The sequence below is a fragment of the Streptomyces sp. NPDC001851 genome (genome assembly GCF_040297165.1).
Lineage (GTDB): Bacteria > Actinomycetota > Actinomycetes > Streptomycetales > Streptomycetaceae > Streptomyces.
In genome coordinates this window covers 24,158-50,179 of the sequence record NZ_JBEOYR010000018.1, presented here as the reverse complement: position 1 = coordinate 50,179, position 26,022 = coordinate 24,158, and the positions used below count along the sequence as shown (strand labels likewise).

The window sequence follows — 26,022 nt, the reverse complement described above, 5'->3', positions numbered from 1 at the left end:
CTTCATGTCGACACAACCACTACACTGATCTCCATGGAGGACGAGGTCGATCGGCTGGTCGCAGCGTGGCGCCGGGAGCGTCCGGACCTCGACGTGGAGCCGCTGGAAGTGCTCAGCCGGGTGAGCCGACTCGCCCGGCATCTGGACCGTGCGCGCCGGCTCGCCTTCGCCGAGCACCAGCTGGAGCCCTGGGAGTTCGATGTGCTGACCGCGCTGAGGCGCGCGGGCACGCCGTACCAGCTCTCCCCCGGCCAGCTGCTCACCCAGACCCTGGTCACCTCGGGCACGATGACCAACCGCATCGACCGGCTGGCCAAGAAGGGCCTGGTGGAACGGCTGCCCGACCCGAGCGACCGGCGCGGTGTGCTGGTCCGGCTGACCGACACCGGCCGGGACCGCGCGGACCAGGCGCTCGCGGGCCTGCTGGAGCAGGAGCGGGCGATCCTCGCCGAGCTGTCCCGCGCCCAGCGGGCGGAGCTGGCCGGTCTGCTACGCCAGCTGACCGCCCCGTTCGACAACATCCCCGGTTAGGTCGGCCGGTCCGACACCGGCGCGGCGGGCCAGTGCCACGGCCGCCAGCGTCGAGTGGACACCCAGCTTGCCGAGGACGTTCTGCATATGGGTGCGCACGGTGTGCGGGGAGAGGAACAGCCGCTCGGCGACGGCCTTCCTGCCCAGCCCCGCAACCATGCAGCGGAGCACCTCCCGCTCCCGCGGGGTGAGGGACTCCACCAGCCGCTCGCTCTCGGTGCGGTGCCGGCGGGCGGCGGTGAGTTCGCGCAGGACGCCCGTGAGCAGGGCGGGCGGCAGATGGGTCTCGTCGCGCAGCACGCCGCGGATCACCGTCAGCAGCCGGGACAGCGAGCAGTCCTTGGCGACCCAGCCCGAGGCCCCGGCCTGCAGCGCGAGGGCCGCCCGCCGGGGATCGTCCTTCTCGGCGAGCACCACGATCCGCACCGCGGGCTGGGCCGCGCGCACGCCCGCGACCAGCGAGATGCCGTCGACCAGCCCCTCCTCGTCGCCGTCCTGCACGGGCACGGCCGGACGGCTGCCGGGCACATGGCCGCCGAGGTCGGCGTCGACCAGGAGGACGTCGTAGCGGCGGCCCTCGCCGGCCGCCCGGTCCAGGCAGCGCAGCGCGGCGGGGCCGCTGCCGGCGGCGAAGACGTCGACGTCGGGCTCGGCGGCCAGCGCGGCGGCGAGCGACTCGGCGAAGATGCGGTGGTCGTCCACGACCAGGACTCGGATGCGAACCACGAAACCCCCTTCCCCAGGCTCCGCGTGGAGCAGGGGACAACCAAGGTCCGGAAAGGGCCGGCCGCCATCAGCCGGTCCGCGAGGACCGGAACGGCCCGGAGAACGACGACCCGCGGGTACGACACCCCACGGCAAGGACGCGCGCCGCGCGGCCGCCGCCGTCGCGGAAACTGCTACCCCACCGCGGGTGCCGTACCCGCCTGTCTCGCCCCCTGAAACAGCACCGGCCCCCACCGGTGCTGTTTCACAGAGTACGGAAGGGAGCACGCTGCGGAAGCGGATTTGCAGAACTGGCCGTCGGATGCGTGATTCGCGTGCCGCATGTTCCCCGTGGGGGAGGAATGCGGCAAAGGCCTGCCGTAACCGCCCGCCGGGACGGCGGGTGTCAGTTCAGCCGCCGCGCCCCCGCCGACGGCACCGCCTCGAAGACCCGCGGGGCCGTGAAGCCCGCCGCCGCGAAGGCCTCCTCGGTCGTCTTCGTGAGGGTGCCGACGTCGGCCGCCTCCGCCAGGACGATCGCCGAGCCGCCGAAGCCGCCGCCGGTCATCCGGGCGCCGAGCGCGCCGGCGGACAGGGCCGTGTCCACCACCAGGTCCAGCTCGGGGCAGGAGATGCGGAAGTCGTCGCGCAGCGAGGCATGGCCCTCGGTGAGGACGGGGCCGATCGCCCGGGTCTCGCCCGCGCGGAGGAGTTCCACCACCCGCTCGACCCGCTGGTCCTCCGTGACCACGTGCCGGACCAGGCGGACGGTCTCCTCCTCGTCGCCGAGCCGGGCCAGCGCCGCGTCCAGCTGGGCGTACGGGATGTCCCGCAGGGCGTCGACGCCGAGCAGGGCCGCGCCCTTCTCGCAGCCCGCGCGGCGCTTGCCGTACTCGCCGCCGCTGTGGGCGTGCTTGACCCGGGTGTCCACGACGAGCAGGCGCAGGCCCTCGGCCGCCAGGTCGAAGGGGATCTGCTGCTGGGACAGGTCGCGGGTGTCCAGGAACAGGGCGTGCCCGGCCTGGCAGCAGGCCGACGCCGTCTGGTCCATGATGCCGGTCGGCGCGCCGACGTAGACGTTCTCGGCGCGCTGGCACAGGCGGGCCAGCTGCCAGCGCGCGAGGCCGAGTCCGTACAGGTCGTTCAGGGCCAGCGCGATCACGACCTCCAGGGCGGCGGAGGAGGACAGGCCCGCGCCGGCCGGCACGGTCGAGGCCAGGTGGATGTCCGCGCCGGTGACCTCGTGGCCGGCCTGGCGCAGTGCCCAGACCACGCCCGCCGGGTACGCCGTCCAGCCGTCGTCGCCCTGCGGTGCGAGCGCGTCCGGGGACAGCTCGGCGATCCCGCCGCCGACGTCCGCCGAGTGCAGGCGCAGGACGCCGTCGGTGCGGCGGGAGACGGCCGCTGTCGCCTGGTGCGGCAGGGCGAAGGGCATCACGAAGCCGTCGTTGTAGTCGGTGTGCTCACCGATCAGGTTGACCCTGCCCGGCGCCGCCCAGACGCCCTCCGGCTCCGCGCCGTACAGCTCGGCGAAACGCTCCCGGACCTGCTGTGCCCCCACTAGTGCTCCCTTGTGATGCTCTGCGCGAACTGCCACGCGTCCGCGACGATGCCCGCGAGATCCGCGCGGGTCGGGTTCCAGCCCAGTTTCTCGCGGGCGGTGTCCGCCGAGGCGACCAGGACCGCGGGGTCGCCGCCCCGGCGCGGGGCGGTGATCTCGGGGATCGGGTGGCCGGTGACCTGGCGGACGGTCTCGATGACCTGGCGGACGGAGAACCCGTTGCCGTTGCCGAGGTTGCAGATCAGGTGCTCGCCCGGCCGTGCGGCCGCCAGGGCCAGCAGGTGGGCCTCGGCCAGGTCGGCGACGTGGATGTAGTCGCGCACGCAGGTGCCGTCCGGGGTCGGGTAATCGTCGCCGTAGACGGAGATCGCGTCGCGGCGGCCCTGGGCGACCTGGAGGACCAGGGGGATGAGGTGCGACTCGGGGTCGTGGCGCTCGCCGTAGGCGCCGTAGGCGCCCGCCACGTTGAAGTAGCGCAGGGAGACCGCCGCCAGGCCGTGGGCGCCGGCCTCGCTGGTGATCATGTGGTCGACGGCCAGCTTGGAGGCGCCGTAGGGGTTGGTCGGCTTCGTGGGGGCGCTCTCCACGATCGGGACCTGCTCCGGCTCGCCGTACGTGGCCGCCGTGGAGGAGAAGACCAGCGTGCGGACGTTCGCCTCGCGCATCGCGCCGAGCAGCGCCATGGAGCCGGCGACGTTGTTGTCCCAGTACTTCTCCGGCTTCACCACCGACTCGCCGACCTGCGAGGACGCGGCGAAGTGCAGCACACCCCCGTAGGAGGGGTCGAGCCACTTGGCGGCGTCGCGGATGTCGCCCTCGATGAAGGCGGCGCCCGCGGGCACGCCCTCGCGGAAGCCCGTCGAGAGGTTGTCGAGGACCGTGACCTCGTGGCCGGCCTCCAGCAGGTGCTGGGCGACCACACTGCCGACGTAACCCGCACCACCCGTCACCAGGTACTTCATGAACTCGCTACCTCTCGCAGTCGCTCGGCCGCGCGTTCCGGCGGCACGTCGTTGATGAACACGCTCATGCCGGACTCGGAACCCGCGAGAAACTTCAGCTTGCCGGAAGTGCGGCGGACGGTGAAAAGCTCAAGGTGCAGCGCGAAGTCGTCCCGCGTGACACCGTCGAACTCCTCCAGCGCGCCGAACGGGGCCTGGTGCCAGGCGGCGACGTACGGCGTCGGAGGCTCACCCTCGCCGAAGATACGGTCGAAGCGCCTCAAGAGTTCCAGATAGACCTGGGGGAATTCCGTGCGCGCCGCCTCGTCCAGGGCGAGCAGGTCCGGGACGCGGCGCTTCGGGTAGAGATGGACCTCGTACGGCCAGTGCGCCGCGTACGGCACGAACGCCACCCAGTGTTCACCCTCAAGGACGACCCGCTCGTCGGCGCGTTCCCGCTCCAGTACGGCGTCGAAGAGGTTCTCGCCGCCGGTGGCCTCCTTGTGCGCGGCGAGCGAGCGGAGCATCAGCGCGGTGCGGGGGGTGGTGAACGGGTAGGCGTAGATCTGCCCGTGCGGGTGGCCGAGGGTCACGCCGATCTCGGGACCGCGGTTCTCGAAACAGAAGACCTGCTCGACGGCGGGCAGGTGCGACAGCTCGGACGTGCGGTCCGTCCACGCGTCCAGCACCAGGCGCGCCTGCCCGGCGCTCAGGTCCGCGAAGGAGGCGTCGTGGTCGGACGTGAAGCAGACGACCTCGCAGCGGCCGGAGTCGCCGGCCAGCGAGGGGAACCGGTTCTCGAAGACGACGACGTCGTACGACGAGTCCGGGATCTCGCTGAGCCGGCCGCCCCGTGTCGGGCACAGGGGGCACTCGTCGGCCGGCGGATGGTAGGTGCGCCCCTGCCGGTGGGAGGCGACGGCGACCGCGTCGCCGAGCAGCACGTCGCGGCGGATCCCGGAGGTGGTGACCGTGCGGTCCAGGGGCCGGCGGTCGACGGCGTCGCGCACGGTGTCGTCCCGCAGGTCGTAGTAGATCAGCTCACGACCGTCGGCCAGCCGTGTCGAGGTCTTCTTCAACGCCGGACTCCTCTACGTGCCGCACCCATCACCCAACACAATCAAACATAACAGACCACAACTCACCACGGCGGAGTTCATCACAATCAAACAAAGAACATCAACAGAAGTGTTCAATTAACGAACGCGGAGACGTAGGTTCCGCTCTGGACCCGTTCGCGCAACGAAGCGAGTACGCATGCAGACCCCCACAGAAAGTCCCCTGTATCTGGCGGCGCAGCTACAGCTCCCCGTCAACTGGCTGGACTACACGATCCTGGCGATCTACTTCGTCGTCGTCCTGGGCATCGGCTTCGCGGCCCGCCGCTCGGTGAAGACCAGCCTCGACTTCTTCCTCTCCGGACGCTCGCTGCCCGCCTGGATCACCGGCCTCGCCTTCATCTCGGCGAACCTGGCGGCCACCGAGATCCTGGGCATGGCCGCGAACAGCGCCCAGTACGGCGCCTACACCGTGCACTGGTACTGGATCGGCGCCATCCCGGCCATGGTCTTCCTCGGCCTGGTGATGATGCCCTTCTACTACGGCAGCAAGGTCCGCTCGGTCCCCGAGTTCCTGCTGCTGCGCTTCGACCGGGCCGCCCACCTGCTCAGCTCGATCCTGTTCGCGTTCGCCGCCATCCTGATCGCCGGCGTCAACCTCTACGCCCTCGCGATCGTCGTCGAGGCGCTGCTGGGCTGGCCGCAGTGGGTCGCGATCGTGGTGGCCGGCGCGTTCGTGCTGGCGTACATCACCCTCGGCGGCCTGTCCTCGGCCATCTACAACGAGGTGCTGCAGTTCTTCGTGATCCTGGCCGCCCTCATCCCGATCACCATCCTCGGCCTGAAGAAGGCCGGCGGCTGGAACGGCCTCACCCACAAGCTCACCGCGAGCCACGGGGCGGACTTCACCACCGCGTGGGGCGGCACCGGCATCGGCAGCGCCAACCCGCTCGGCGCCAACTGGCTGACCATCGTCCTGGGCCTGGGCTTCGTCCTCTCCTTCGGCTACTGGACGACCAACTTCGCCGAGGTGCAGCGCGCCCTGTCCGCGAAGAACCTCTCCGCCGGGCAGCGGACCCCGCTGATCGCCGCCTACCCGAAGATCTTCATCGTCTTCCTGGTGATGATCCCGGGCCTGGTCGCCGCCGCGATCGTCCCGAAGTTCGGCACCCCCGGCTCCGGCTACCAGTACAACGACGCCATCCCGTACCTGATGCAGGAGCTGCTGCCCAACGGCGTGCTCGGCATCGCCGTCACCGGTCTGCTGGCGGCCTTCATGGCGGGCATGGCGGCGAACGTGTCGTCCTTCAACACGGTGTTCACGAACGACATCTGGGCGAAGTACGTGGTGCGCGGCCGCGAGGACGCCTACTACGTCCGCTTCGGCCGCCTGATCACCGCGATCGGCGTCCTGGCGTCGATCGGTACGGCGTTCCTGGCCTCCTCGTTCTCGAACATCATGGCGTACCTGCAGACCCTGTTCTCCTTCTTCAACGTGCCGATGTTCGTCGTCTTCATCGTCGGCATGTTCTGGAAGCGCGCGTCCGCCAGGTCCGGCTTCTGGGGCCTGCTCGCCGGCACGACCGCGGCGATGATCAACTACTTCGTCTTCTACAAGAAGGGCATCATCTCCATCCCCTCCGACCAGGGCGCCAACTTCGTCTCCGCGATCGCGGGCTTCGTCGCCGGCGCGGTCGTGATGGTCGCGGTGTCCCTGTTCACCAAGCCGAAGCCGGTACAGGAGCTGCAGGGGCTGGTCTACGGCACCCGCTCCCCCGGCATGTCCGAGCCGCCCGCCGCCGGCGACGACGCCTGGTACCGCAAGCCGGCCCTGCTGGGCTGGGGCGCGGTCGTGCTGGCCGCCGCCTGCTACATCCCGTTCTCGTTCTGACGCGGGAGGACCGAGGAAACCATGTCCGAACACCCCGAGCACCCCGACCGCCGCCACCACTACACCGAGGACGAGGTGGCGCGGGAGGTCACCGAGCTGGAGACCAAGTCCGCAACCGCCGCGCGCATCTTCGACCTGCGCCGCATCATCGGCGGCCTGTTCGTGCTGTACGGCGTCATCGTCACGATCGTGGGCATCACCGACTCCCGGTCCGCGATCGACAAGGCCCAGGGCGTCAACATCAACCTCTGGACCGGGACCGGCATGCTGCTGCTGGGCCTCTTCTTCCTGGCCTGGCTGAAGCTGCGGCCCACTCCGCCGCCGCTTCCCCCGGAGGGTCTGCCGGAGGAGAGGCAGGGGGACTGAAGCACCGTTCCCGAGTGCGGGTGGGCGGGGGCTGGTCGCGCCCACGCGGCGGAGCCGCAAGCCGACACAGCCCCACGCCCCTCCGCGGCGCCTACTCGCGACCGGAACCCAACGGCCCCGCGCGGTCCAGCAGCCCCGTACGCGCCGCCAGCGCCGCCGCCTCCAGCCGCGACCCCACCCCCAGCTTCATCAGCACCCGCTGCACATGCGTACGGGCCGTGCTCGGCGCGATCCCCATCCCGGCCGCGATCAGCCGCGTGTCCTCGCCGTCGGCCACCCGCACCAGCACCTCCACCTCCCGCGGCGTCAGCACCGACAGCAACCGCTGAGCCTCGTCATCGGGCTGCGCGGCAGGATTGAGCAGCTCCCCGAACGCCCCCTGCAGCAACTGCGGAGCCACCGCGGCCTCCCCCGCGCGCGCCTTCATGATGGCGCGCTCGACCCCCTCGATCCGCTCGTCGTGCCGCACGTACCCCGACGCCCCGGCCGCGAACGCCGCCGCGATCCCGCGCGGCGACGGCACCGGGCCGAGCACCAGCACCGCCACCTGCGGCCGGTCCCGCTTGATCTTCACCACCGGGTCGAACACGCCCGGTTCGGCCGGCGCCGCCGTACCCAGCAGGCACACTTCCGGCGCCCGCGCGATCACCAGGTCCGCCGCGCCCGCGGCCGGCGCCGCCGCGGCGAGCACCCGGTGCCCGCGCAGCTTGAGCGCCGACGCCAGCGCCTCCGCGAGCAGGCGATGGTCGTCGACGACCATGAGCCGCACTCCCATAGAGCAACCCCCCAGTCCCCCCCATGGATGCCCCACTATGGACGCCCACCGGTCCGCGAGGACAGAGGGCCCCCCGGCACCCCGCCCTCCATATGCCCCCGGAAGCTACACGCTTGTTCGACGTCGCGCTGCCCCTCTTGATGAGAAGTGCCCCGGATCGATGAAATCCGGGGCACTCCTCGGCAAGTCACCCATTCGGGCGAGACCCGCCGCGGCGGCGGCGCGGCGTCAGCCGTCCGTGCCGAAGACCAGCACCAGGTCCTCCTGGCCGATCGACGACAGGCCCTTCCGCTTGGCGTAGACCTGCCCCATGTACAGGCGGCCGCCGCCGAAGAGGAGCTCATCGCTGTCGGGCAGTATGTTGCTCTCCGACTCCCGCGTGCTCCTCGCGGCCGGGTTCACCAGCAGCTTGGTCATCTTGAAACTGCCGCCGTCGATACTGACGATCTGACCGCCGGCCTTGTACGACGGCGCCTTGTAGGCGATCAGATTGCTCCCGTCCATGCGCAGCGGGGAGATCGTGGTGTCCTCGCCGGCCTCGGCACGCTGACCGGTCGGCTTTCCGGTGGTGAGGTCGAAGGAGACGATCTCGTTGGTCTGGCTGAGGGACGAGGAGCCGTCGTGCTCCGCGGTCGGCAGGTACAGCTTGCCGTTCCCGGCGACGACCTCGTGGCAGTCCTCGAAGCGGGTGATGCCGTCGCACTTGCCGGCGTAGTTGTCGGACGGCGCGGAGATGTGGGCGAGCAGCCTGCCCGTCTTGTTGTCGACGGAGAAGTAGTCCGAGACCTGGGTGCTGTCGCCCACGGCGGCGGCCACCACCAGCGGGTCGGTGGAGACGATGGACGCTTCGCTGATGCCCGGGTCCATCTTGTACTCGGAGATCACCTTCCCCGTCTTCGGGTCGAGGGTCTGGATGTGCAGGCGCGGGTTGTCGATGTCTCCGCATCTGCGCACCGCGACCAGCTTCGCGCCACCGCCGTACCCGACGTCGTTGCACTCGTCGCCCTGCTTCGGCAGCCACAGCGGCTTTCCGGAGTCGATGTCGAAGGCGGCGCCGCCTTCGCTGTCGCCGACCGCGACAGTATTCTGACCCACCGTCACGTTGTCGTAGTTGATCGGGGAGTCCCCGACCTTGACCGACTTCGTCCACAGCTTGGTGCCGGCGTTCAGATCGATCGCGGCGATCTGCGTGCATCCGGCGAAGCTGTTCTTCGTGCTCCACTTCGGCTGGTAGGTGATCGCGGTCTTGCCGTCCGCCGTGGTGTGCCTGCTGGCCGCGCAGACCGGACCGGGCAGCTTGATCGTCCACCGTTTGGTGCCCTTGACCGGGTCGTAACCGGCGATCTCGGCGACACCGCTCTTGGCGTACACCTTGTCGGTCAGCCATGAACCGACGGTGCTGGTCGTGTCGTCCGTGACGGGCAGCGGCACCTGGAACAGCACCTTGGCCGCGGGGTCGGCCGGCACCTTCTCCTTGCCGCCGCCCGTGCCGCCGCCGCTGCCGCCGGTGCCGCCGCCGGAGGAGGCGGCACCGTGCTTCTCGACGTCGCCACCGGAGGAGCCGGCGTACCAGATGCCGCCGGCGACGATCAGCGCGATGGCGACGACGGCCGCGACGACGATGAACAGCACCGTGTTGTTCCGCCCGCCCCCGCCCTGCCCCGGCTGCGACGGAACCGGCACGGTCGGCGGCTGGCCCGGATAGCCGTAACCCGGCTGCACGGGCTGCGCGTACGGGCTCTGCGGCTGGCCGTAGGCAGGAGGCTGCTGACCGTAGGCCGGGGGCTGCTGACCGTAGGCCGGGGGCTGCTGACCGTAGGCCGGGGGCTGCTGGCCGTAGGCCGGGGGCTGCTGGCCGTACGGGTTCTGCTGCGGGCCGGGATAGCCGTAGCCGGGCTGCGGCTGAGGGGGCTGCGGGGGCGGAGCGGCCTGCGGGTAGCCGTAGCCGGGCTGCGGCTGCGGGGGCTGCGGAGGCTGCTGCGGGCTCGGGGGGCCGAAGCCGGGCTGCTGCGGGGGCTGGTTCGGCGGCGGAGGGGGCGGCTGGGTCATGGGGTGGGTACCTCAGTGAGGCTCGGAAGGCCGGATGGCATCGAGGGCTTGGCAGGGACAGGGAAGCCGGGACGGACGGCTCAGTTGCCGAAGGCCATGATCAGTTTCTCCCTGGCCTCGTCGCTGCCGTTCAGCTGGGCACTGGAGATGAAGAACCGCCCGTCGGACCAGTCCACGACGGACTCGAAGAAGCTCTCCTCGATCTGGGCCGTGCCCTGCGGGTTCTGCAGCAGCCTGGTGGGCTTGTGGGAGGAGCCGGTGGCCGGGATCGACACCACCTGGCCGCCCGCGTCGTACGACGGCTGCACATACGCGATGACTTTGCCGCCCTCGCTCTTCAGCGGATACATCGGCTCGTCGGCCGGGGACTTGACCCGCCACTCGGCCTTGCCGGTGGTGAGGCTGATCGCGACGATCTCGTTGGCCTTGTTCGTGCTGTCCGTCGGCAGGTACAGCGTGTCGGCGTCGGCCACCACGCCCTGGCAGGGCTGCAGATTCCGGTCGAGGAAGCCGCAGCGGGGGGCGAACTTCTCGTCGACCTTCACCTGGGAGCGGAACTTGCCGTCCTTGGTGAACGTGGAGATGTTCCAGACCTTCTTGTCCGGGTTGGTCAGGTACACCACCAGCGGGTCCACGGAGTACACCTTGGTCACCTCCCAGCCCTTCTTGACCGGCTGGGTCCACTTGACCTTGCCGGTGGCCGGGTCCAGTTCCTGGATCTCGTCGTGCTCGTTGGGCGCGAACGCGTTGCAGGAGGACGCCTGGATCAGCCGGCCGGCGCCACCCGCGTACCCGGACGGAGCGCACGACCCGCCGTCACCCCCCTTGTCGTACAGCTTCTTGCCGCTGTCGACGTCGTACGCCGTGCCCGCCGACCCCGCGCGGCCCGCCACCACCGTCTTGCCGCTGATGGTCAGGCTGATTTCGACCGCGATGTCGAACGCCCCCTGGCGGTCGACCGTGCCGCTCCAGCCCTTCTGACCGGTGTTCAGGTCGATCTGCTGCAGCTGGTTGCACTGGGCCTTGTCGCTGGTGCCGCTCATGTACGCCACGACGACCTTGTCGTCGTCCGACTTCTGCGGGGTGACCGCGCAGATCTTCTGCGGGAAGGAGACCGGAGCCCACGCCGGCTTGCCGTCACCGACGCCATAGGCGAAGACCTGCTTGTACGCCGCCTTCACCACCGCCTTGTCCGTGACCCACATGCCGGGCGCCTCCGCGCCGCTACGAGGGGCGTCCGGCGCCGACTTGTACCAGAGCACCTTGTCCTCACCGGGCTTGCGGCCGTCGTTGAGGTTCTCCGGGTCGTCACCGCCGCCCGACCGGCTCGGCGCGCCGGAGGCGGAGTGCTTGGGGTCGTCGCTCTGCTGGGCGACGGGCTTCTTCTTGCCGCCGCCGTCGCCGCTCACGACCGCGTACCCCACGCCGCCGACGACCAGCAGCGCGGCGACCGCGGCACCGATGATCAGCGCGGTCTTCTTCCCGGACGCCGGCGCACCGCCGGGCGCGCCCGGGTACGGCGGCTGCTGCGGATACCCGAAACCGGGCTGGGGCGCCGCCCCGTAGGGGCCCGGCTGCTGCTGCGGGTAGCCGTAGGGTCCCGGGGTGCCGTACGGACCCGGCTGCTGGGGATAGCCGTAGCCGGGCTGGGGCTGCTGGGGCGGGGCGGCGGGCGGCTGGGCCGGCGGCGGGGGCGTGGGCGGCACGCCGGGGGCGCCCGTGGTGCCCTGCGGGGCGCCGAAACCGCCCTGTGCCGGCGGCGTCTGCGGGGCCCCGAAACCGCCGCCCTGCGGCGGCTGGTCCTGCGGCGCTCCGAAACCGCCCTGCGGCGGCTGGTTGGGCGGCTGAGTCATCAGCGCTCTTCCCCCTCGTTCACTGATTTTTAGCCACGCCCTGAGGTTCTTGACGGACCCTGGGTCGTTACTTCAGACAGTTCTCAGACGGCCCTTTCTATCACCCGGTACCGACAGCGCAGCGGCCCGGATCCGCCGCTGTTCCCAAGGGACGACCGGGCCGTGATGCGCCCGTTACGCGCCTTCACGCCCCCTTCACGCGGCGCACGCAACAGCGCCGCGCGCCGGGAGGGTTGGGTGTGCGGCGGAAGGCGGGCGGTGGCTGGTTCACGCCTCGGGCGCGGACGGTGCCGACACGCGCCCGGGGAGCGGGCGTGAACGGGGGAGCGGGCGCGAGGTGCTGTGCGGGAGCGGGCGCGGACCCGGGGGAGCGGGCGCGGACCGGGGGGAGCGGGCGCGGGCGGGCGTTGCGCGCGCCGTGCGTTGAGGAGCGCGTGCCGGGCCGAGCGCCGTCACTGGTACCGCACAAGCCTCGGCCCGAGCGCCGTAGTCGGCGGCGCGCACACCCCCCGACTCGCGCCGGTGCTCAGCCCTCCGCGCCCGCGCGGCAACCCCGCATCCCCGCCCCCGTGCTCCCGCTACGCGTCCTCCGCCAACTCCAGCCAGCGCATCTCCAGTTCCTCGCGCTCCCCCGCGAGGTCGCGCAGCTGGGCGTCCAGGTCGGCGACCTTCGCGAAGTCGGTGGCATTCTCGGCGATCCGGGCGTGCAGCTCGGTCTCCTTCTCGGAGATCCTGTCCAACTGCCGCTCGATCTTCTGGAGTTCCTTCTTGGCGGCACGCTGGTCGGCGGCGCTCTTCTCCGGTGCGGCCGGCCTGGGTGCCGCGGCGGCTGCCTGCGCGGCGACCGCCTCCTCCATCCGCTGCCGCCGCTCCAGGTACTCGTCGATGCCGCGCGGCAGCATCCGCAGGGTGCCGTCGCCGAGGAGCGCGAAGACCCGGTCCGTGGTGCGCTCCAGGAAGAACCGGTCGTGGGAGATCACGATCATCGAGCCGGGCCAGCCGTCGAGGAGGTCCTCCAGCTGGGTGAGGGTCTCGATGTCGAGGTCGTTGGTGGGCTCGTCCAGGAAGAGGACGTTGGGCTCGTCCATGAGGAGCCGCAGCAGCTGCAGCCGGCGGCGCTCACCACCCGACAGATCCCCGACCGGCGTCCACTGCTTCTCCTTGCCGAAGCCGAACGTCTCGCACAGCTGCCCGGCGGTCATCTCGCGCCCCTTGCCGAGGTCGACACGCTCGCGCACCCGCTGCACGGCCTCCAGGACCCGCCAGTCCGGGTCGAGTTCGGCGACCTCCTGGGAGAGGTAGGCGAGCTTGACGGTCCTGCCGACGGCGATACGCCCACCGGCCGGCTGCTCCTCGCCCTCCGTGCGCGCCGCCACGGCCATGGCCCGCAGCAGGGAGGTCTTTCCGGCGCCGTTCACGCCGACGAGACCGATCCGGTCGCCGGGACCGAGCTGCCAGGTGACGTGCTTCAGCAGCACCTTGGGCCCGGCCTGCACGGTGACGTCTTTCAGGTCGAAGACGGTCTTGCCGAGCCGCGAGGAGGCGAACTTCATCAGCTCGGAGCTGTCCCGGGGCGGCGGCACGTCCGCGATCAGCTCGTTGGCGGCCTCGATGCGGAAGCGCGGCTTGGACGTACGGGCGGGCGCCCCGCGTCGCAGCCAGGCCAGCTCCTTGCGCATCAGGTTCTGCCGCTTGACCTCCTCGGTGGCGGCGATCCGCTCACGCTCCGCGCGCGCGAAGACGTAGTCGGAGTAGCCGCCCTCGTACTCGTACACGTCGCCGCGCTGCACGTCCCACATGCGCGTGCAGACCTGGTCCAGGAACCACCGGTCGTGCGTGACGCACACCAGCGCCGAGCGGCGGTTCTGCAGGTGCCGGGCGAGCCAGGCGATGCCCTCGACGTCGAGGTGGTTGGTGGGCTCGTCGAGGACGATCAGGTCCTGTTCCTCGATGAGCAGCTTGGCGAGCGCGATCCGGCGCCGCTCACCGCCGGACAGCGGTCCGATGACGGTGTCGAGCCCCTTGGGGAAGCCGGGCAGGTCCAGCCCCCCGAACAGGCCGGTCAGGACATCCCTCACCTTGGCGTTGCCCGCCCACTCGTGGTCGGCCATGTCGCCGATGACCTCGTGGCGGACGGTGGCGGCGGGGTCGAGGGAGTCGTGCTGGGTGAGCACGCCGAGCCGCAGACCGCCGGCGTGGGTGACGCGTCCGGTGTCGGCCTCCTCCACCTTCGCCAGCATCCGGATGAGGGTGGTCTTGCCGTCGCCGTTGCGCCCGACGACCCCGATCCGGTCCCCTTCCTGCACACCGAGCGAGATGCCGTCCAGCAGGGCACGGGTGCCGTACACCTTGCTGACGTTCTCGACATTGACCAGGTTGACGGCCATTTCACTCCTGTGCGCGGTGGTGGGTCAGCCTTCTAGCGTAGGGCCTACCGGGGTGAGGGCGGGGCGCGAGGAGGTTGTCACTCTTTGTGATGACGTGACCGGGAAACGGCCGCTACCGTGGAGGACAGGCAGCAGGATCCCGTCCATGGGAGGAACCATGACCGCCGAGTCCGTAGAGCACCGCCACCACTGGCCGGTGCCGCCCCAGGACGGCTACACCGTGGACGACCTGTTCACACTGCCGGATCTCCCGCCGCACACCGAGTTGATCGACGGGAGCCTCGTTTTCGTGAGTCCGCAGCGCGCTTTTCACGCCGATGCGATCGACCTGCTGGTGAACGGCCTTCGCCAGGGCCTGCCGATCGGGTTCAAGGTGAAGCGTGAGATGACCATCGTCCTCGACGAGCGCAACGGCCCGGAGCCCGATGTAAGCATCATCCGCGCCGACGCCGTCACGGGCCCTGGCCAGGCGAAGTACGAGGCCAAGGACGTGCTCCTGGCCATCGAAGTCGTCTCCCCGGACTCGGAGTCCCGCGACCGCACGACCAAGCCCCAGAAGTACGCCGCTGCCGAGATCCCGAACTTCTGGCGCGTCGAGGAGAACGGGACGAGCGGCAGGCCCGTCATCCACGTCTACGAGCTCGACCCGCTCACCAGGGCATACATCCACACCGGCATGCATCGCGACCGCATCAAGGTCGACAAGCCGTACCCCATCGACATCGACCTGACGGCGATCGACGAACTCTGAGGCCCTAGAGAACCGTCGCCCCCGCCACCGGCCCCGCCGCCGTCCGCACCGACCTGCACGTACCGGACGCCCGCAGGGCCGCTGCCACCTTCTGAGCCGCCTCGGTGTCCCGGGCGAGAAACGCCGTCGTAGGCCCGGAACCGGACACCAGCACGGCGAGCGCACCCGCCCCCCGCCCCGCCGCCAGCGTCTCCGCCAGCTCCGGGAACAGGGACAGAGCGGCAGGCTGAAGGTCATTGGACACAGCCGCGGCCAGCGCCTCCGCGTCCCCCTTCGCCAGCGCCTCCAGCAGTTCGGCCGAAGCCACCGGTTCCGGAATCTCCCGCCCCTGCGCCAGCCGGTCGAACTCGCGGAAGACCGCCGGCGTGGACAGCCCCCGGCCGGCCATCGCGAACACCCAGTGGAAGGTGCCGCCGACCTCCAGGGCGGTCAGCTGCTCGCCACGCCCGACACCGAGGGCCGCCCCGCCGACCAGGCTGAACGGCACATCACTGCCCAGTTCGGCGCAGATCGCGAGCAGCTCGGCCCGGGAGGCACCCGCATCCCACAGCGTGTTGCAGGCGAGCAGCGCGCCCGCGCCGTCCGCGCTGCCGCCAGCCATGCCGCCGGCGACCGGGATGTCCTTGGCGATGTGGATGTGGACGTTCGGCTCGATGCCCCGCCGCCCGGCGAGGGCGGTGGCCGCGCGTGCGGCGAGGTTGGTGCGGTCCAGGGGCACCTGGTCGGCGTCCGGCCCCTCGCAGGTGATCCGGAGTCCGTCCGCGGGGGTCACCGTCACCTCGTCGTAGAGGCCGACGGCGAGGAAGACGTTGGCGAGGTCGTGGAACCCGTCGGCGCGGGCCGCGCCGACCGCGAGCTGGACGTTGACCTTGGCCGGTACCCGTACCGTGACGCTCACTCGCCGCTCCCCTTGTGTTCCGCGATCCGCGCGAACTCCTCCACCGTCAGCGACTCCCCGCGCGCCTGCGGCGAGACCCCGGCCGCTACCAGGGCGGCCTCGGCGGCAGCGGCGGACCCGGCCCAGCCGGCCAGTGCCGCCCGCAGGGTCTTGCGGCGCTGTGCGAAGGCCGCGTCGACGACGGCGAAGACCTCGGCCTTGGAGGCGGTCGTCTTGATCGGCTCGGCCCGCCGTACCAGCGACACCAGCCCGCTGTCGACGTTCGGCGCGGGCCAGAAGACGTTACGGCCGATCGCCCCGGCCCGCTTCACCTCGGCGTACCAGTTCGCCTTCACCGACGGCACGCCGTACACCTTGTTGCCGGGCGCGGCGGCCAGCCGGTCGGCGACCTCGGACTGCACCATGACGAGGGTGCGCTCGATGCTCGGGAAGGTGTCGAGCATGTGCAGCAGCACGGGGACGGCGACGTTGTACGGGAGGTTCGCCACCAGTGCCGTCGGCGGGGGGCCGGGCAGCTCGGCGACGTGCATCGCGTCGGAGTGGACCAGCGCGAACCGGTCGGCGCGCGCCGGCATGCGCGCCCCGATGGTCGCGGGGAGGGCCGCGGCGAGTACGTCGTCGATCTCGACCGCGGTGACCCGGTCGGCCGCTTCCAGCAGCGCGAGCGTGAGGGAGCCGAGCCCGGGGCCGACCTCGACGACCACGTCGTCGGGGCGGACCCCGGCGGTGCGGACGATACGGCGGACCGTGTTGGCGTCGATCACGAAGTTCTGGCCGCGCTGCTTGGTGGGACGGACACCGAGCGCTGCCGCCAGCTCACGGATGTCGGCGGGGCCGAGGAGGGCGTCGGGGGTGGGGCTGCTCACGGGACAAGGGTACGGGGGTCTGCCCGGCCGGATCGCCAGGTGCCGCGACCAGCCGCGGACCGCCCGCACCGGCGACGGCCGGGCGTCCCCGCGGCGCCTCCCCGTACCCGCCGGCGCTCAGCCCCGCAGCCGCGCCCCGCAATGCGGCCAGGGCGTCGACCCGCGGCGCACGTACAGCTTCTTCGCGCGGAAGGTCTGTTCGGCCTCCGGTGCGTCCTGCGGGCGTCCGGTGCCGCCGAGGCTGTGCCAGGTGCGCGCGTCGAACTGGTAGAGGCCGCCGTACGTTCCGGACGGGTCGACCGCGTCCGGCCGGCCGCCGGACTCGCAGCTGGCGAGACCGTCCCAGTTCAGGTGGTCGGCGCCGGCCACGGAGTGCGGCAGCGGCTTGGTGCCCACCTTGACGATCTGCTTGCGCGGCTTGCGCACCACCTCGGAGGTCTCGCGGCGCGGCTTCTCCCGGACCCCGTTGACGATGCGCAGCAGGTAGGTGTCGCGCCGCAGTCCGGGCTGCCCCTCCTGTACGACGACCTCGGTGCCCTTGAAGAGGGTGGGGTCCTCGGTGCGCTCGACCGCGAACGGGATCTGTTCCTCGCGGATCTCCCGGCTGCCGCTGACCCGCAGCACGGTCACCGTCTGCCCGTCGCGCGGGAAGCTGTCGAGCGGCACGGAGGTGATGTCCTCGCCGTGCAGGCCGATCCCGGCCTCTCCGATGACCTCGCGGACGGTGGCCGCGTTGGTGCGGATGGTGCGGGTGCGGCCGTCGGCCATGACCGTGACGGCGCGCTCGGTGCGCACGTCGAGGGTGAGCCCGGCGCGTCCGATGCTCTGGGAGCGCGAGGTGGAGAGGTACGCGCCCTCCGCGCGCACCCCCAGCTCGTCGAGCGCTCCCTTCACCGTGTGCGCCGTCGTCCACACCTCGTGCTGCTGGCCGTCCAGGGTGAGCCGGACGGGGCGCCCGTAGCGCACAGCGACGGTGTCACCGCTGGCGAGCGGCGTGCCGGGGGCGGGCGCGATCAGGTCGTGCGCTCCGACGGGCACGCGCTCCTCGGCGAGCAGCTCGCCGACGTCGTCGGCGAAGGTGTGCAGGGTGCGCTGCTTGCCGTCGACGGTCAGCTCGACCGCCTTGTCCTTGGCGACGAACGCGGTGGTGCCGCCGGCCAGGAAGGCCACGACCAGCGCCTGCGGCAGCAGACGGCGCACGGCGGACTCCGGGCGCTCGGCGCAGCGCTCCCTGCGCCGGCGCGCGGCTCGCCCGCCCACGTCGGCGGGCGTCTCGGGCCCGCTCGCCCCTTCGTCGTCCGGCGCGCTCCACGCCTCGGGGGAGCGTGCCGCCTGCGGCACGCTCCCGGCCTGCTGCGCGCGCCCGCCCTGCCGGGGTAGCACCGGCTCGGTGACGAAGTACGCCTGCGCCTCGTAAGCGGGCCGGTAGGTGTCCTCGTACAGCCCGTACGGCTGGGTGTCCGCGGTGTACACGGAGGCGCCGGGGCCGTACGGCTCGTACGGCCACCATGTCTCGAACGTCTCGTACTGCGACTTGCTCACGCCGACACGCTCCAGAGGTGCCAGAGGGGTCCGGATCGGGCCCCGAACCTAGCGGAGCGACCGTCACTCTCCAAAGCGACGCGACTGCGTACTGTTGCCCGCCGAGTGTGCGCTCGCCACCCGGACAGGGGAGCGCCGCTCGCCGCTCGAACAGGGGCTCAGTAGCCGAAGGCCCGAGCGGTGTTGGCGGCGAGGGCCGTCGCCAGCGCATCCTCGTCGATGCCGCGCACGGCGGCCATCGCGCGGACGGTGACCGGGACGAGGTACGGGGCGTTGGGCCGGCCCCGGTACGGCGCCGGGGTCAGGAAGGGCGCGTCGGTCTCCACGAGGACCAGCTGCAGGGGGGCGACGGCGAGGGCGTCCCGGAGGTTCTGGGCGTTCTTGAAGGTGACGTTGCCGGCGAAGGACATGAAGTAGCCCTCGCGGGCGCAGATCTCCGCCATCTCGGCGTCGCCGGAGTAGCAGTGGAAGACGGTGCGCTCGGGGGCGCCCTCCTCCTTCAGGACGCGCAGGACGTCGGCGTGCGCCTCCCGGTCGTGGATGACGAGCGCCTTGCCGTGCCGCTTGGCGATCTCGATGTGGGCGCGGAAGGACCGTTCCTGGGCCGCCTTGCCCTCCGGGCCGGTGCGGAAGTAGTCGAGCCCGGTCTCGCCCACGCCCTTGACCTGGGGCAGTCCGGCGAGCCGGTCGATCTCGGCGAGGGCCTCGTCCAGCGCCGCGTCACCGCCCGGCGCGCGGGCGCCCTGCCGGGACCAGCCGTCGGGGTCTCCGTGGACGATGCGCGGGGCCTCGTTGGGGTGGAGGGCGACGGCGGCGTGGACGCCGTCGTGAGCGGCGGCGATCTCGGCGGCCCAGCGCGAGCCCTTGATGTCGCAGCCGACCTGGACGACGGTCGTCACCCCCACCGACGCGGCCTTCGCGAGGCCTTCCTCGACCGTGCCGGACTGCATGTCGAGGTGGGTGTGGGAGTCGGCGACCGGAACCCGCAGCGGCGCCGGAAGCGGCGGCGCGGCGTTCTTGTCGGCCTTGGCGTTCTGGCCGGCGTTCGAAGGCATGCCCCGATCCTACGAAAGGGGCATGCCCGCTGCGGCCGGCGATCCGCTCAGCTCGCCTTGCGCTGGAACGGGTGCAGGAGATCGGACAGGTGCCAGTGGTGGGGTTCCTTGTGCTGCGCGGGCCCCTCCGGCGCCTCGGCCGGGCCCGCCTGCGGCACGCCGTGGTGCCGCTCCGCGGCGCCCCGCACCGACGAGACCTGCCCGGCGCGCATGATCCGCACGACGTGGCCGTCGCAGTTGTGGCAGCTGGGCCGGCTCAGCGGCGACGGCACGACCTGGCCGTCGGCCACGTAGAGCACGAACTCCTGCCCGTCTGCGTCCGTGTGGTGCTCTATCTCGTACGACTGCTCCCAGCCGTGCCCGCATCGCATGCAGGCGAAGGAATACGACTCGTGAACGACGGCTGTGGCCGTACCGCGGAGGCCGGAGTGCCCTGCGATCTCACTCATGCCAGCTCCTCTTGTTCCGCTGGACAGGCGCCCCGCAACGGGGCGCCTCTTCAACCAGTGGACTCTTCCGCCGGCGCGAATGCAGCAGGGCTGTCGAGTGTTGGAGGCGATTTGGCAGTTCCTTGCAGAAACCGCCCTCTCCCACCCCGTTGGGCTTTGCTTTCGGCGACAGCCTTTTGCCCTCCCATGGCCCATCCGCTCACACGAGAACAGCCCTGCTCAGAGGCCGTTGACAGAGCGTCCCGGCGCCCCTCAACCACCGGCGCGTTTGGCTGCGACCACCGCATCGAAAACCACTCTCTTCGGCACCCCGGCCTCCACCGCAACCGCCGCGATGGCCTCCTTGCGCCGCTCCCCGGCCTCCTCCCGCACCCGCACCCGGCGCACCAGTTCCTCCGCGTCGAGCTCCTCCGGCCCGGCCTCGGGGGCTCCCTCGACCACGACGGTGATCTCCCCGCGGACACCCTCCGCGGCCCACCGCGCCAGCTCCGCCAGCGGACCGCGCCGTACCTCCTCGTACGTCTTGGTCAGCTCCCGGCACACGGCGGCCCGCCGCTGCTCGCCGAAGACCTCGGCCATCGCGGCGAGGGTGTCGTCGAGCCGGTGCGGCGCCTCGAAGTAGACGAGGGTGCGGCGCTCGCCCGCGACCTCCCGCAGCCGGGACAGCCGCTCGCCCGCCTTGCGCGGCAGGAAGCCCTCGAAGCAGAACCGGTCGACGGGCAGCCCGGACAGCGCGAGCGCGGTGAGCACGGCGGACGGCCCCGGCACGGCGGTGACCCGGATGTCCTTCTCCACGGCGGCCGCGACCAGCCGGTAGCCCGGGTCGGAGACCGACGGCATCCCGGCGTCGGTCACGAGCAGCACGCGCGCGCCGCCGAGCAGCTCCTCGACCAGCTCCGGCGTACGGGCGGATTCGTTGCCCTCGAAGTAGGACACGACGCGGCCCCTGGGTGTGACGCCGAGGGCCTGGGTGAGCCGGCGCAGCCGCCGGGTGTCCTCGGCCGCGACGACGTCGGCGCCGGCCAGCTCGTCGGCCAGCCGGGGCGGGGCGTCCGCGATGTCGCCGATGGGGGTACCTGCGAGGACAAGGGTTCCAGTCACCCGACCATCCTCCCAGGAACCACTGACAGTCCTCCCGGACAGTCCTGCCGAAAGCCGACCGGTACGCCCATGCACGGGACTCGCACAGAACCGTTCCCTACGATGGCGCGGTGACCAGTACCGCGTCCTCCATGGACCTCCGGCAGGGCCAGGCGCCGCACGACCAGCGGCCGTCGTGGCAGCGGCGGCTGCGCCGATTCGGGTACGTACCGGCGGGGGACGCGCCCTCGGGCGACGTACGGGACCGGCTGGTGCCCCCGTACGCCGAGCCGGCCCCCCGGCTGTGGCAGGTGCTCGGCGTGCCGCCGGTCCTGGCCGAGCGGATCACGCGCTGGTCGGGCTGGGTGGGTCCGCTGCTGGTGACGCTGATGGCGGGCCTGATGCGGTTCTGGAACCTGGGCAGCCCGCGCGCGGTGATATTCGACGAGACGTACTACGCCAAGGACGCCTGGGCGCTCGTCCACCGCGGCTACGAGGTCAACTGGGACAAGAACGCCAACGACCTGGTGCTGCAGAGGCACGGCCACCTGGCGATCCCGACGGACGCGGCGTATGTCGTGCATCCGCCGGTCGGCAAGTACGTCATCGGGCTCGGCGAGCTGATGTTCGGGTTCGACCCGTTCGGCTGGCGGTTCATGACCGCGCTGCTGGGCACCCTCTCCGTCCTGCTGCTGTGCCGGATCGGGCGCCGGATGTTCCGCTCGACGTTCCTCGGCTGCCTGGCGGGCGCGCTGATGGCGGTGGACGGTCTGCACTTCGTGATGAGCCGGACCTCGCTGCTCGACGGTGTGCTGATGTTCTTCGTGGTGGCCGCGTTCGGCTGCCTGGTCCTCGACCGGGACCGGTCGCGGGAGAGGCTGGCCGCCGCGCTGCCCGCCGGCCCGGACGGCCGGGTCCGCCCGCACGCGCGCGTGGCCGACACGTTCCGTTTCGGGCTGCGCCCCTGGCGCTGGGCGGCCGGGCTGATGCTGGGCCTGGCCATCGGCACGAAGTGGAACGGCCTGTACATCCTGGCGGCGTTCTGCGTCATGGCGGTGCTGTGGGACGTCGGCGCCCGGAAGACCGCTGGTGCCGAGCACCCGTACGCGGCGGCCCTGAAGTACGACACGGGGATCGCCTTCCTGGCGACGGTCCCGGTGGCGATCGTCGTCTACCTGGCCTCCTGGACCGGGTGGATCCTCTCCCCCACGGACGGCACCGGCGGCTACTTCCGCAACTGGGCGGCCACCGACGGCAAGGGCGGCGGCTGGTCCTTCCTGCCGGACTGGCTGCGCAGCCTGTGGCACTACGAGCACGAGGTGTACAAGTTCCACGTCGGTCTCACGTCCCCGCACACCTACCAGTCCAACCCGTGGAGCTGGATCGTGCTGGGCCGCCCGGTGTCGTACTTCTACGAGTCGCCGAATCCCGGCGCCGACGGCTGCCCGGCGGACGCCGGCCAGAAGTGCGCGCGCGAGGTGCTGGCGATCGGCACACCGCTGCTGTGGTGGGCGGCCTGCTTCGCGATCCTGTACGTGTTGTGGCGCTGGGCGTTCCGCCGCGACTGGCGCGCCGGTGCGATCGCGTGCGGGATCGCGGCCGGCTATCTGCCCTGGTTCCTGTACCAGGAGCGGACGATCTTCCTGTTCTACGCGGTCGTCTTCGTACCGTTCCTGTGCCTGGCGGTGGCGATGATGGCCGGCGCGATCGTCGGCCCGCCGGGCTCCTCCGACACCCGCCGGGTGATCGGCGCGTCGGCGGCGGGCGTACTGGTGCTGCTGATCGCCTGGAACTTCATCTACTTCTGGCCGCTGTACACCGGCACGGCGATCCCGATCGACTCCTGGCGGTCGCGGATGTGGCTGGACACCTGGGTCTGAGCCGTGGCCGCCCGGGGTGTGCCGCAGTCCGATTGTCGCAAGCCTGCTACGGATCGGCCGCCGACATCACCCTCTGAGGTGGGGACTTTAAGGTGAGTGCCGTCGTTGGGGAGTGTGAGGGCTACGGGGAGCCTGGGGAACGTACGGAGGATCTGAGGCTGTGGGCAAGAGAAGGCGCGTCGCCGAGCGACGGAAGACGACCAGTCCCGCCGTGCTCGGCGGGATGATCGCGCTGGTCGTCGGCGGCGCCGGGTTCGGCGTCTACGCGGTGTACGACGGCGGTGCCGCGGCCGACGAGCGCACGTCCGCCACGGCCGGCCACAAGGCGGTCCCGACCGGCCCGCTCAGCGCCGCCGAGGTCCGCACGGTCTCCACCCGCTTCCTCACCGCGTGGCAGCAGGGCCGGCCCGCCGAGGCGGCCGCCGCCACCGACGACGCGTCCGCCGCCGCCAGGCTGCTCACCGGCTACGCCAAGGACGCGCACCTGAAGGACGTCAAGCTGACGCCGGGCGCGGCCAAGGGCGCCAGGGTGCCGTTCTCCGTCAAGGCGACGGTGTCGTACAAGAACCTGAGCAAGCCGCTGGCGTACGAGAGCTCGTTCACCGTGGTGCGGCGGGCGAGCGACGGCAAGCCGCTGGTGGACTGGCACTCCTCGGTCGTCCACCCGGATCTGAAGGACGGCGACACCCTCGTCACCGGTGAGTCCGGCACCCCGCCGATCAAGGCGCTGGACCGTGCGGGCGGCGAGCTGACGGCCGCCGCGTACCCGTCGCTGGGCACGGTGCTGGACGGGCTGCGGGAGAAGTACGGCAAGACGGCGGGCGGCAAGGCTGGCGTCGAGCTGCGCGTGGTGCGCGGCAAGGCGTCGCAGAAGGCCGAGCTGTCCGACAAGACGCTCGTGGAGCTGAGCAAGGGCACCCCGGGCACGGTGCGGACGACGCTGAGCCCGGCCCTGCAGGCGGCGGCCGAGCAGCAGGTCGGCAAGCGGGCGCGGGCGTCCGTGGTCGTCGTACGGCCCTCCACCGGGGAGATCCTCGCGGTCGCCAACAGCGGGCACGGCTTCAACGTCGCCTTCCAGGGTTCCCTCGCGCCCGGCTCCACGATGAAGATCGTGACGTCGACGATGCTCTTCGAGAAGAAGCTCGTCACCCCGGGCGCGTCGCATCCGTGCCCCAAGACGTACAAGCTGGCCGGCTGGACGTTCCACAACGACGACGACTCCGAGATCAAGAAGGGCACGTTCAAGCAGAGCTTCGGAGCGTCCTGCAACAACGCCTTCATCGACTTCGCGCCGAAGCTGTCGAACAGCGACCTGACGAAGGAGGCCGAGCAGGTCTACGGCCTCGGCAGGGACGACTGGGCGATCGGCGTCCCGTCGTTCGACGGCTCCGTCCCGGTGCAGAGCGGCGCGCAGATGGGTGCCTCGCTGATCGGTCAGGGCGGGGTGCGGATGAACCCGCTGAACATGGCGTCCGTGGCGGCGACGGTCGAGTCGGGTGTCTTCCACCAGCCGTACCTGGTGTCTCCCGAGGTGGACCACCGCACGCTGGCGAAGGCCGCGCGCACCATGTCGTCGGCGACGCAGTCCCAGCTGAAGGACGTCATGCGGTTCACGGCGGACTACGGCACGGCCGCCAAGGCGATGGCGGGCATGAGCGGGGACTACGGCGCGAAGACGGGCTCCGCCGAGGTCGACGGGCAGAAGAAGCCGAACGGCTGGTTCACCGCCTTCAAGGGCGACCTCGCCGCCGCGGGCGTGGTCCAGGCGGGCGGCCACGGCGGCGACACGGCCGGGCCGATCGTGGCGACCCTGCTGAAGACGGGCGGCTGATCAGGTCCGGACGGGTTCCGCGGTGTAGGTGCGGCGCAGGAATCTGAGCAGCGCCTTCGAGTCGAACTGGACCACCTCGACACCGTTGTCGGAGTGGAACTCGACGACGGCCTGGACACGCCCGCACGGCCACACCCGCACCGCGCCGCTCTCGGCCGGTACCCGCAGCCCCCGTTCGAGCAGTGCGCGGGAGAAGGTCCACTCGTGCGGACCCGGAAGGCCGACCCGGACCGAGCGTGGATCGCTGTCGGGGTCGTACCGCAGCACCACCGGTACGGCCCCCGGGTCCTCCTCGTCCGTGACGATATGGGCGCGCGCGTACTGCTCGACCACAGACATCGTACCGCCCCTTCACGCTGAGTGACCTAAGCGAAAGCTGTGCATCCGCTTTCTCTCCAATGTCGCACACTTTCCCGTTGCCGCCCGCTGAAGCGGGCGGTTCTGCGGAGCCGATGCACGACCGGCTGGCTCTTGCACATGTTTCGCAAGAACGCCCTAAAATCATCTGGTGCATGTACCTGACGGATTCATCGACGCCCCCACCTCCGCCGTCACCGGGGTGGTCGCCGCCGGCGCCCTCGCGGTGAGCCTGCGCGGCGCCCGCCGCGAACTCGACGAGAAGACGGCCCCACTGGCCGGTCTGGTGGCGGCGTTCATCTTCGCCGTACAGATGCTCAACTTCCCCGTCGCGGCCGGAACAAGCGGCCATCTGCTGGGCGGAGCGCTCGCCGCGATCCTGGTCGGCCCCTACACGGGCGTGCTCTGCGTGTCCGTGGTGCTGCTCATGCAGGGCGTGCTGTTCGCGGACGGCGGGCTCACCGCGCTCGGCGTGAACATCACCGACATGGCGATCACCACGACGGTCGTGTCGTACGCCGTCTTCCGCGCGCTGCTCGCCGTCCTGCCCCGCAAGCGGCGTTCGGTGACCGTCGCGTCCTTCGTCGCCGCGCTGGTGTCCGTACCGGCCGCCGCGGTCGTCTTCACGCTCCTGTACGCGGTCGGCGGGACGACCGACGTCTCCCTCGGCAAGGTCGCGACCGCGATGATCGGTGTCCATGTCCTGATCGGCGTCGGCGAGGCCGTCATCACCGCGCTCACGGTGAGCGCGGTGATCGCCGTGCGCCCGGATCTGGTGCACGGCGCGCGCGGCCTGCGGCAGCGGCTCAAGTTGCGCGTGGGCGGCACGCTGGTGGACGCGCCGGCTCCCACGGCGCCCGTGGCGGCGCGCACCTCGCGGCGCGCGCTGTGGGTGACGGGCCTGGTCACCTCGCTGGTGCTCGCCGGGTTCGTGAGCTTCTACGCCTCCTCCAGCCCGGACGGCCTGGAGAAGGTCGCGCACGACAAGGGGATCGACAAGAAGGAGGAGAAGCACGCCTCCGCCGGCTCCCCGCTCGCCGACTACGGCGTCAGGAACGTCTCGAACGCCCGGCTGTCCGGCGGCCTGGCCGGCGTGATCGGCGTCGGTGTCACGGTCGTGGCGGGCAGCGCGGTGTTCTGGGTGCTGCGCCGGCGCCGGGCCGAGGACGTCTCCCCCGTCAACCCGGGGCTCTGAG

22 protein-coding genes are annotated in these 26,022 nt (G+C 71.4%); 7 read left to right on the top strand and 15 right to left on the bottom strand.

Annotated elements, in window-relative coordinates; all coding sequences use genetic code 11:
- Positions 1-33 precede the first annotated feature (33 nt).
- Complete coding sequence (gene tamR / locus ABT171_RS25785) at positions 34-531, top strand: MarR family transcriptional regulator TamR (protein ID WP_069780386.1); 498 nt, start codon at positions 34-36, stop codon at positions 529-531.
- On the opposite strand, the gene ABT171_RS25780 is transcribed toward tamR, so the two are convergent.
- The 4 genes from ABT171_RS25780 to galT form a co-directional block, all read right to left on the bottom strand.
- Complete coding sequence (locus ABT171_RS25780) at positions 490-1,257, bottom strand: LuxR C-terminal-related transcriptional regulator (RefSeq protein ID WP_351247676.1); 768 nt, start codon at positions 1,255-1,257, stop codon at positions 490-492. The genes tamR and ABT171_RS25780 overlap by 42 nt on opposite strands.
- 385 nt (positions 1,258-1,642) lie before the next feature.
- A complete protein-coding gene (galK, locus tag ABT171_RS25775) occupies positions 1,643-2,797 on the bottom strand; it encodes a galactokinase (RefSeq protein WP_351247674.1) in 1,155 nt (384 codons plus the stop codon).
- Entirely contained in the window at positions 2,797-3,759 is a 963-nt protein-coding gene (galE, locus tag ABT171_RS25770) for a UDP-glucose 4-epimerase GalE (RefSeq protein WP_351247672.1), read from the bottom strand. The genes galK and galE overlap by 1 nt, the downstream gene beginning before the upstream one ends.
- Entirely contained in the window at positions 3,756-4,817 is a 1,062-nt protein-coding gene (gene galT / locus ABT171_RS25765) for a galactose-1-phosphate uridylyltransferase (RefSeq protein WP_351247670.1), read from the bottom strand. Before galT ends, galE begins: the two co-directional genes overlap by 4 nt.
- Before the next feature lie 178 nt (positions 4,818-4,995).
- Between galT and ABT171_RS25760 the strand changes: the two genes are divergently transcribed.
- Both ABT171_RS25760 and ABT171_RS25755 read left to right on the top strand, forming a co-directional pair.
- Positions 4,996-6,687, top strand: coding sequence for a sodium:solute symporter family protein (locus tag ABT171_RS25760; protein WP_351247668.1), 1,692 nt, complete (start codon positions 4,996-4,998; stop codon positions 6,685-6,687).
- A gap of 21 nt (positions 6,688-6,708) precedes the next feature.
- Positions 6,709-7,053: a hypothetical protein gene (locus tag ABT171_RS25755; protein ID WP_351247666.1), complete on the top strand. Its 345-nt coding sequence runs from the start codon at positions 6,709-6,711 to the stop codon at positions 7,051-7,053.
- A 91-nt stretch (positions 7,054-7,144) separates the two neighbouring features.
- Here ABT171_RS25755 and ABT171_RS25750 read toward each other — a convergent pair whose 3' ends face one another.
- From ABT171_RS25750 to ABT171_RS25735, 4 genes are all read right to left on the bottom strand, one after another.
- The gene (locus ABT171_RS25750) at positions 7,145-7,828 is read right to left on the bottom strand and encodes a helix-turn-helix transcriptional regulator (RefSeq protein ID WP_351247664.1); all 684 of its coding nucleotides are present in this window, start codon (positions 7,826-7,828) and stop codon (positions 7,145-7,147) included.
- 228 nt (positions 7,829-8,056) lie between these two features.
- The gene (locus tag ABT171_RS25745) at positions 8,057-9,877 is read right to left on the bottom strand and encodes an outer membrane protein assembly factor BamB family protein (protein ID WP_351247662.1); all 1,821 of its coding nucleotides are present in this window, start codon (positions 9,875-9,877) and stop codon (positions 8,057-8,059) included.
- A gap of 80 nt (positions 9,878-9,957) precedes the next feature.
- Complete coding sequence (locus ABT171_RS25740) at positions 9,958-11,730, bottom strand: outer membrane protein assembly factor BamB family protein (protein WP_351247660.1); 1,773 nt, start codon at positions 11,728-11,730, stop codon at positions 9,958-9,960.
- A gap of 578 nt (positions 11,731-12,308) precedes the next feature.
- A complete protein-coding gene (locus ABT171_RS25735) occupies positions 12,309-14,117 on the bottom strand; it encodes an ABC-F family ATP-binding cassette domain-containing protein (RefSeq protein ID WP_351247658.1) in 1,809 nt (602 codons plus the stop codon).
- Between the two features lie 157 nt (positions 14,118-14,274).
- Between ABT171_RS25735 and ABT171_RS25730 the strand changes: the two genes are divergently transcribed.
- The gene (locus ABT171_RS25730) at positions 14,275-14,868 is read left to right on the top strand and encodes a Uma2 family endonuclease (protein WP_351247911.1); all 594 of its coding nucleotides are present in this window, start codon (positions 14,275-14,277) and stop codon (positions 14,866-14,868) included.
- 4 nt (positions 14,869-14,872) lie between these two features.
- Here ABT171_RS25730 and ABT171_RS25725 read toward each other — a convergent pair whose 3' ends face one another.
- The 6 genes from ABT171_RS25725 to rsmI all read right to left on the bottom strand — a co-directional run bounded on the left by ABT171_RS25725 (position 14,873) and on the right by rsmI (position 20,779).
- Positions 14,873-15,766, bottom strand: a complete 894-nt coding sequence (locus ABT171_RS25725; RefSeq protein WP_351247656.1) for a 4-(cytidine 5'-diphospho)-2-C-methyl-D-erythritol kinase — start codon at positions 15,764-15,766, stop codon at positions 14,873-14,875.
- Positions 15,763-16,632 carry a 16S rRNA (adenine(1518)-N(6)/adenine(1519)-N(6))-dimethyltransferase RsmA gene (gene rsmA, locus ABT171_RS25720; protein WP_351247654.1) on the bottom strand — a complete coding sequence of 290 codons (870 nt, stop codon included), beginning with the start codon at positions 16,630-16,632 and terminating at the stop codon, positions 15,763-15,765. The genes ABT171_RS25725 and rsmA overlap by 4 nt, the downstream gene beginning before the upstream one ends.
- Before the next feature lie 117 nt (positions 16,633-16,749).
- On the bottom strand, positions 16,750-18,174 hold the full coding sequence (locus tag ABT171_RS25715) for a resuscitation-promoting factor (RefSeq protein WP_351247652.1): 1,425 nt from the start codon (positions 18,172-18,174) through the stop codon (positions 16,750-16,752).
- A 158-nt stretch (positions 18,175-18,332) separates the two neighbouring features.
- Entirely contained in the window at positions 18,333-19,229 is an 897-nt protein-coding gene (locus tag ABT171_RS25710) for a TatD family hydrolase (protein ID WP_351247650.1), read from the bottom strand.
- 47 nt (positions 19,230-19,276) lie between these two features.
- The gene (locus ABT171_RS25705) at positions 19,277-19,678 is read right to left on the bottom strand and encodes a hypothetical protein (RefSeq protein WP_351247648.1); all 402 of its coding nucleotides are present in this window, start codon (positions 19,676-19,678) and stop codon (positions 19,277-19,279) included.
- Between the two features lie 252 nt (positions 19,679-19,930).
- Positions 19,931-20,779: a 16S rRNA (cytidine(1402)-2'-O)-methyltransferase gene (rsmI, locus tag ABT171_RS25700; protein WP_351247646.1), complete on the bottom strand. Its 849-nt coding sequence runs from the start codon at positions 20,777-20,779 to the stop codon at positions 19,931-19,933.
- A gap of 110 nt (positions 20,780-20,889) precedes the next feature.
- Between rsmI and ABT171_RS25695 the strand changes: the two genes are divergently transcribed.
- Both ABT171_RS25695 and ABT171_RS25690 read left to right on the top strand, forming a co-directional pair.
- The gene (locus ABT171_RS25695) at positions 20,890-22,638 is read left to right on the top strand and encodes a dolichyl-phosphate-mannose--protein mannosyltransferase (RefSeq protein ID WP_351247644.1); all 1,749 of its coding nucleotides are present in this window, start codon (positions 20,890-20,892) and stop codon (positions 22,636-22,638) included.
- Positions 22,639-22,798: 160 nt separating this feature from the next.
- The gene (locus ABT171_RS25690) at positions 22,799-24,469 is read left to right on the top strand and encodes a penicillin-binding transpeptidase domain-containing protein (RefSeq protein ID WP_351247642.1); all 1,671 of its coding nucleotides are present in this window, start codon (positions 22,799-22,801) and stop codon (positions 24,467-24,469) included.
- Here the strand turns inward: ABT171_RS25690 and ABT171_RS25685 are convergent, their stop codons facing one another.
- A complete protein-coding gene (locus tag ABT171_RS25685; protein ID WP_351247640.1) occupies positions 24,470-24,808 on the bottom strand; it encodes an SsgA family sporulation/cell division regulator in 339 nt (112 codons plus the stop codon).
- 169 nt (positions 24,809-24,977) lie between these two features.
- Here ABT171_RS25685 and ABT171_RS25680 point away from each other — a divergent pair, with 169 nt between their 5' ends.
- A complete protein-coding gene (locus tag ABT171_RS25680; protein WP_351247638.1) occupies positions 24,978-26,021 on the top strand; it encodes an energy-coupling factor ABC transporter permease in 1,044 nt (347 codons plus the stop codon).
- Position 26,022: the final 1 nt, after the last annotated feature.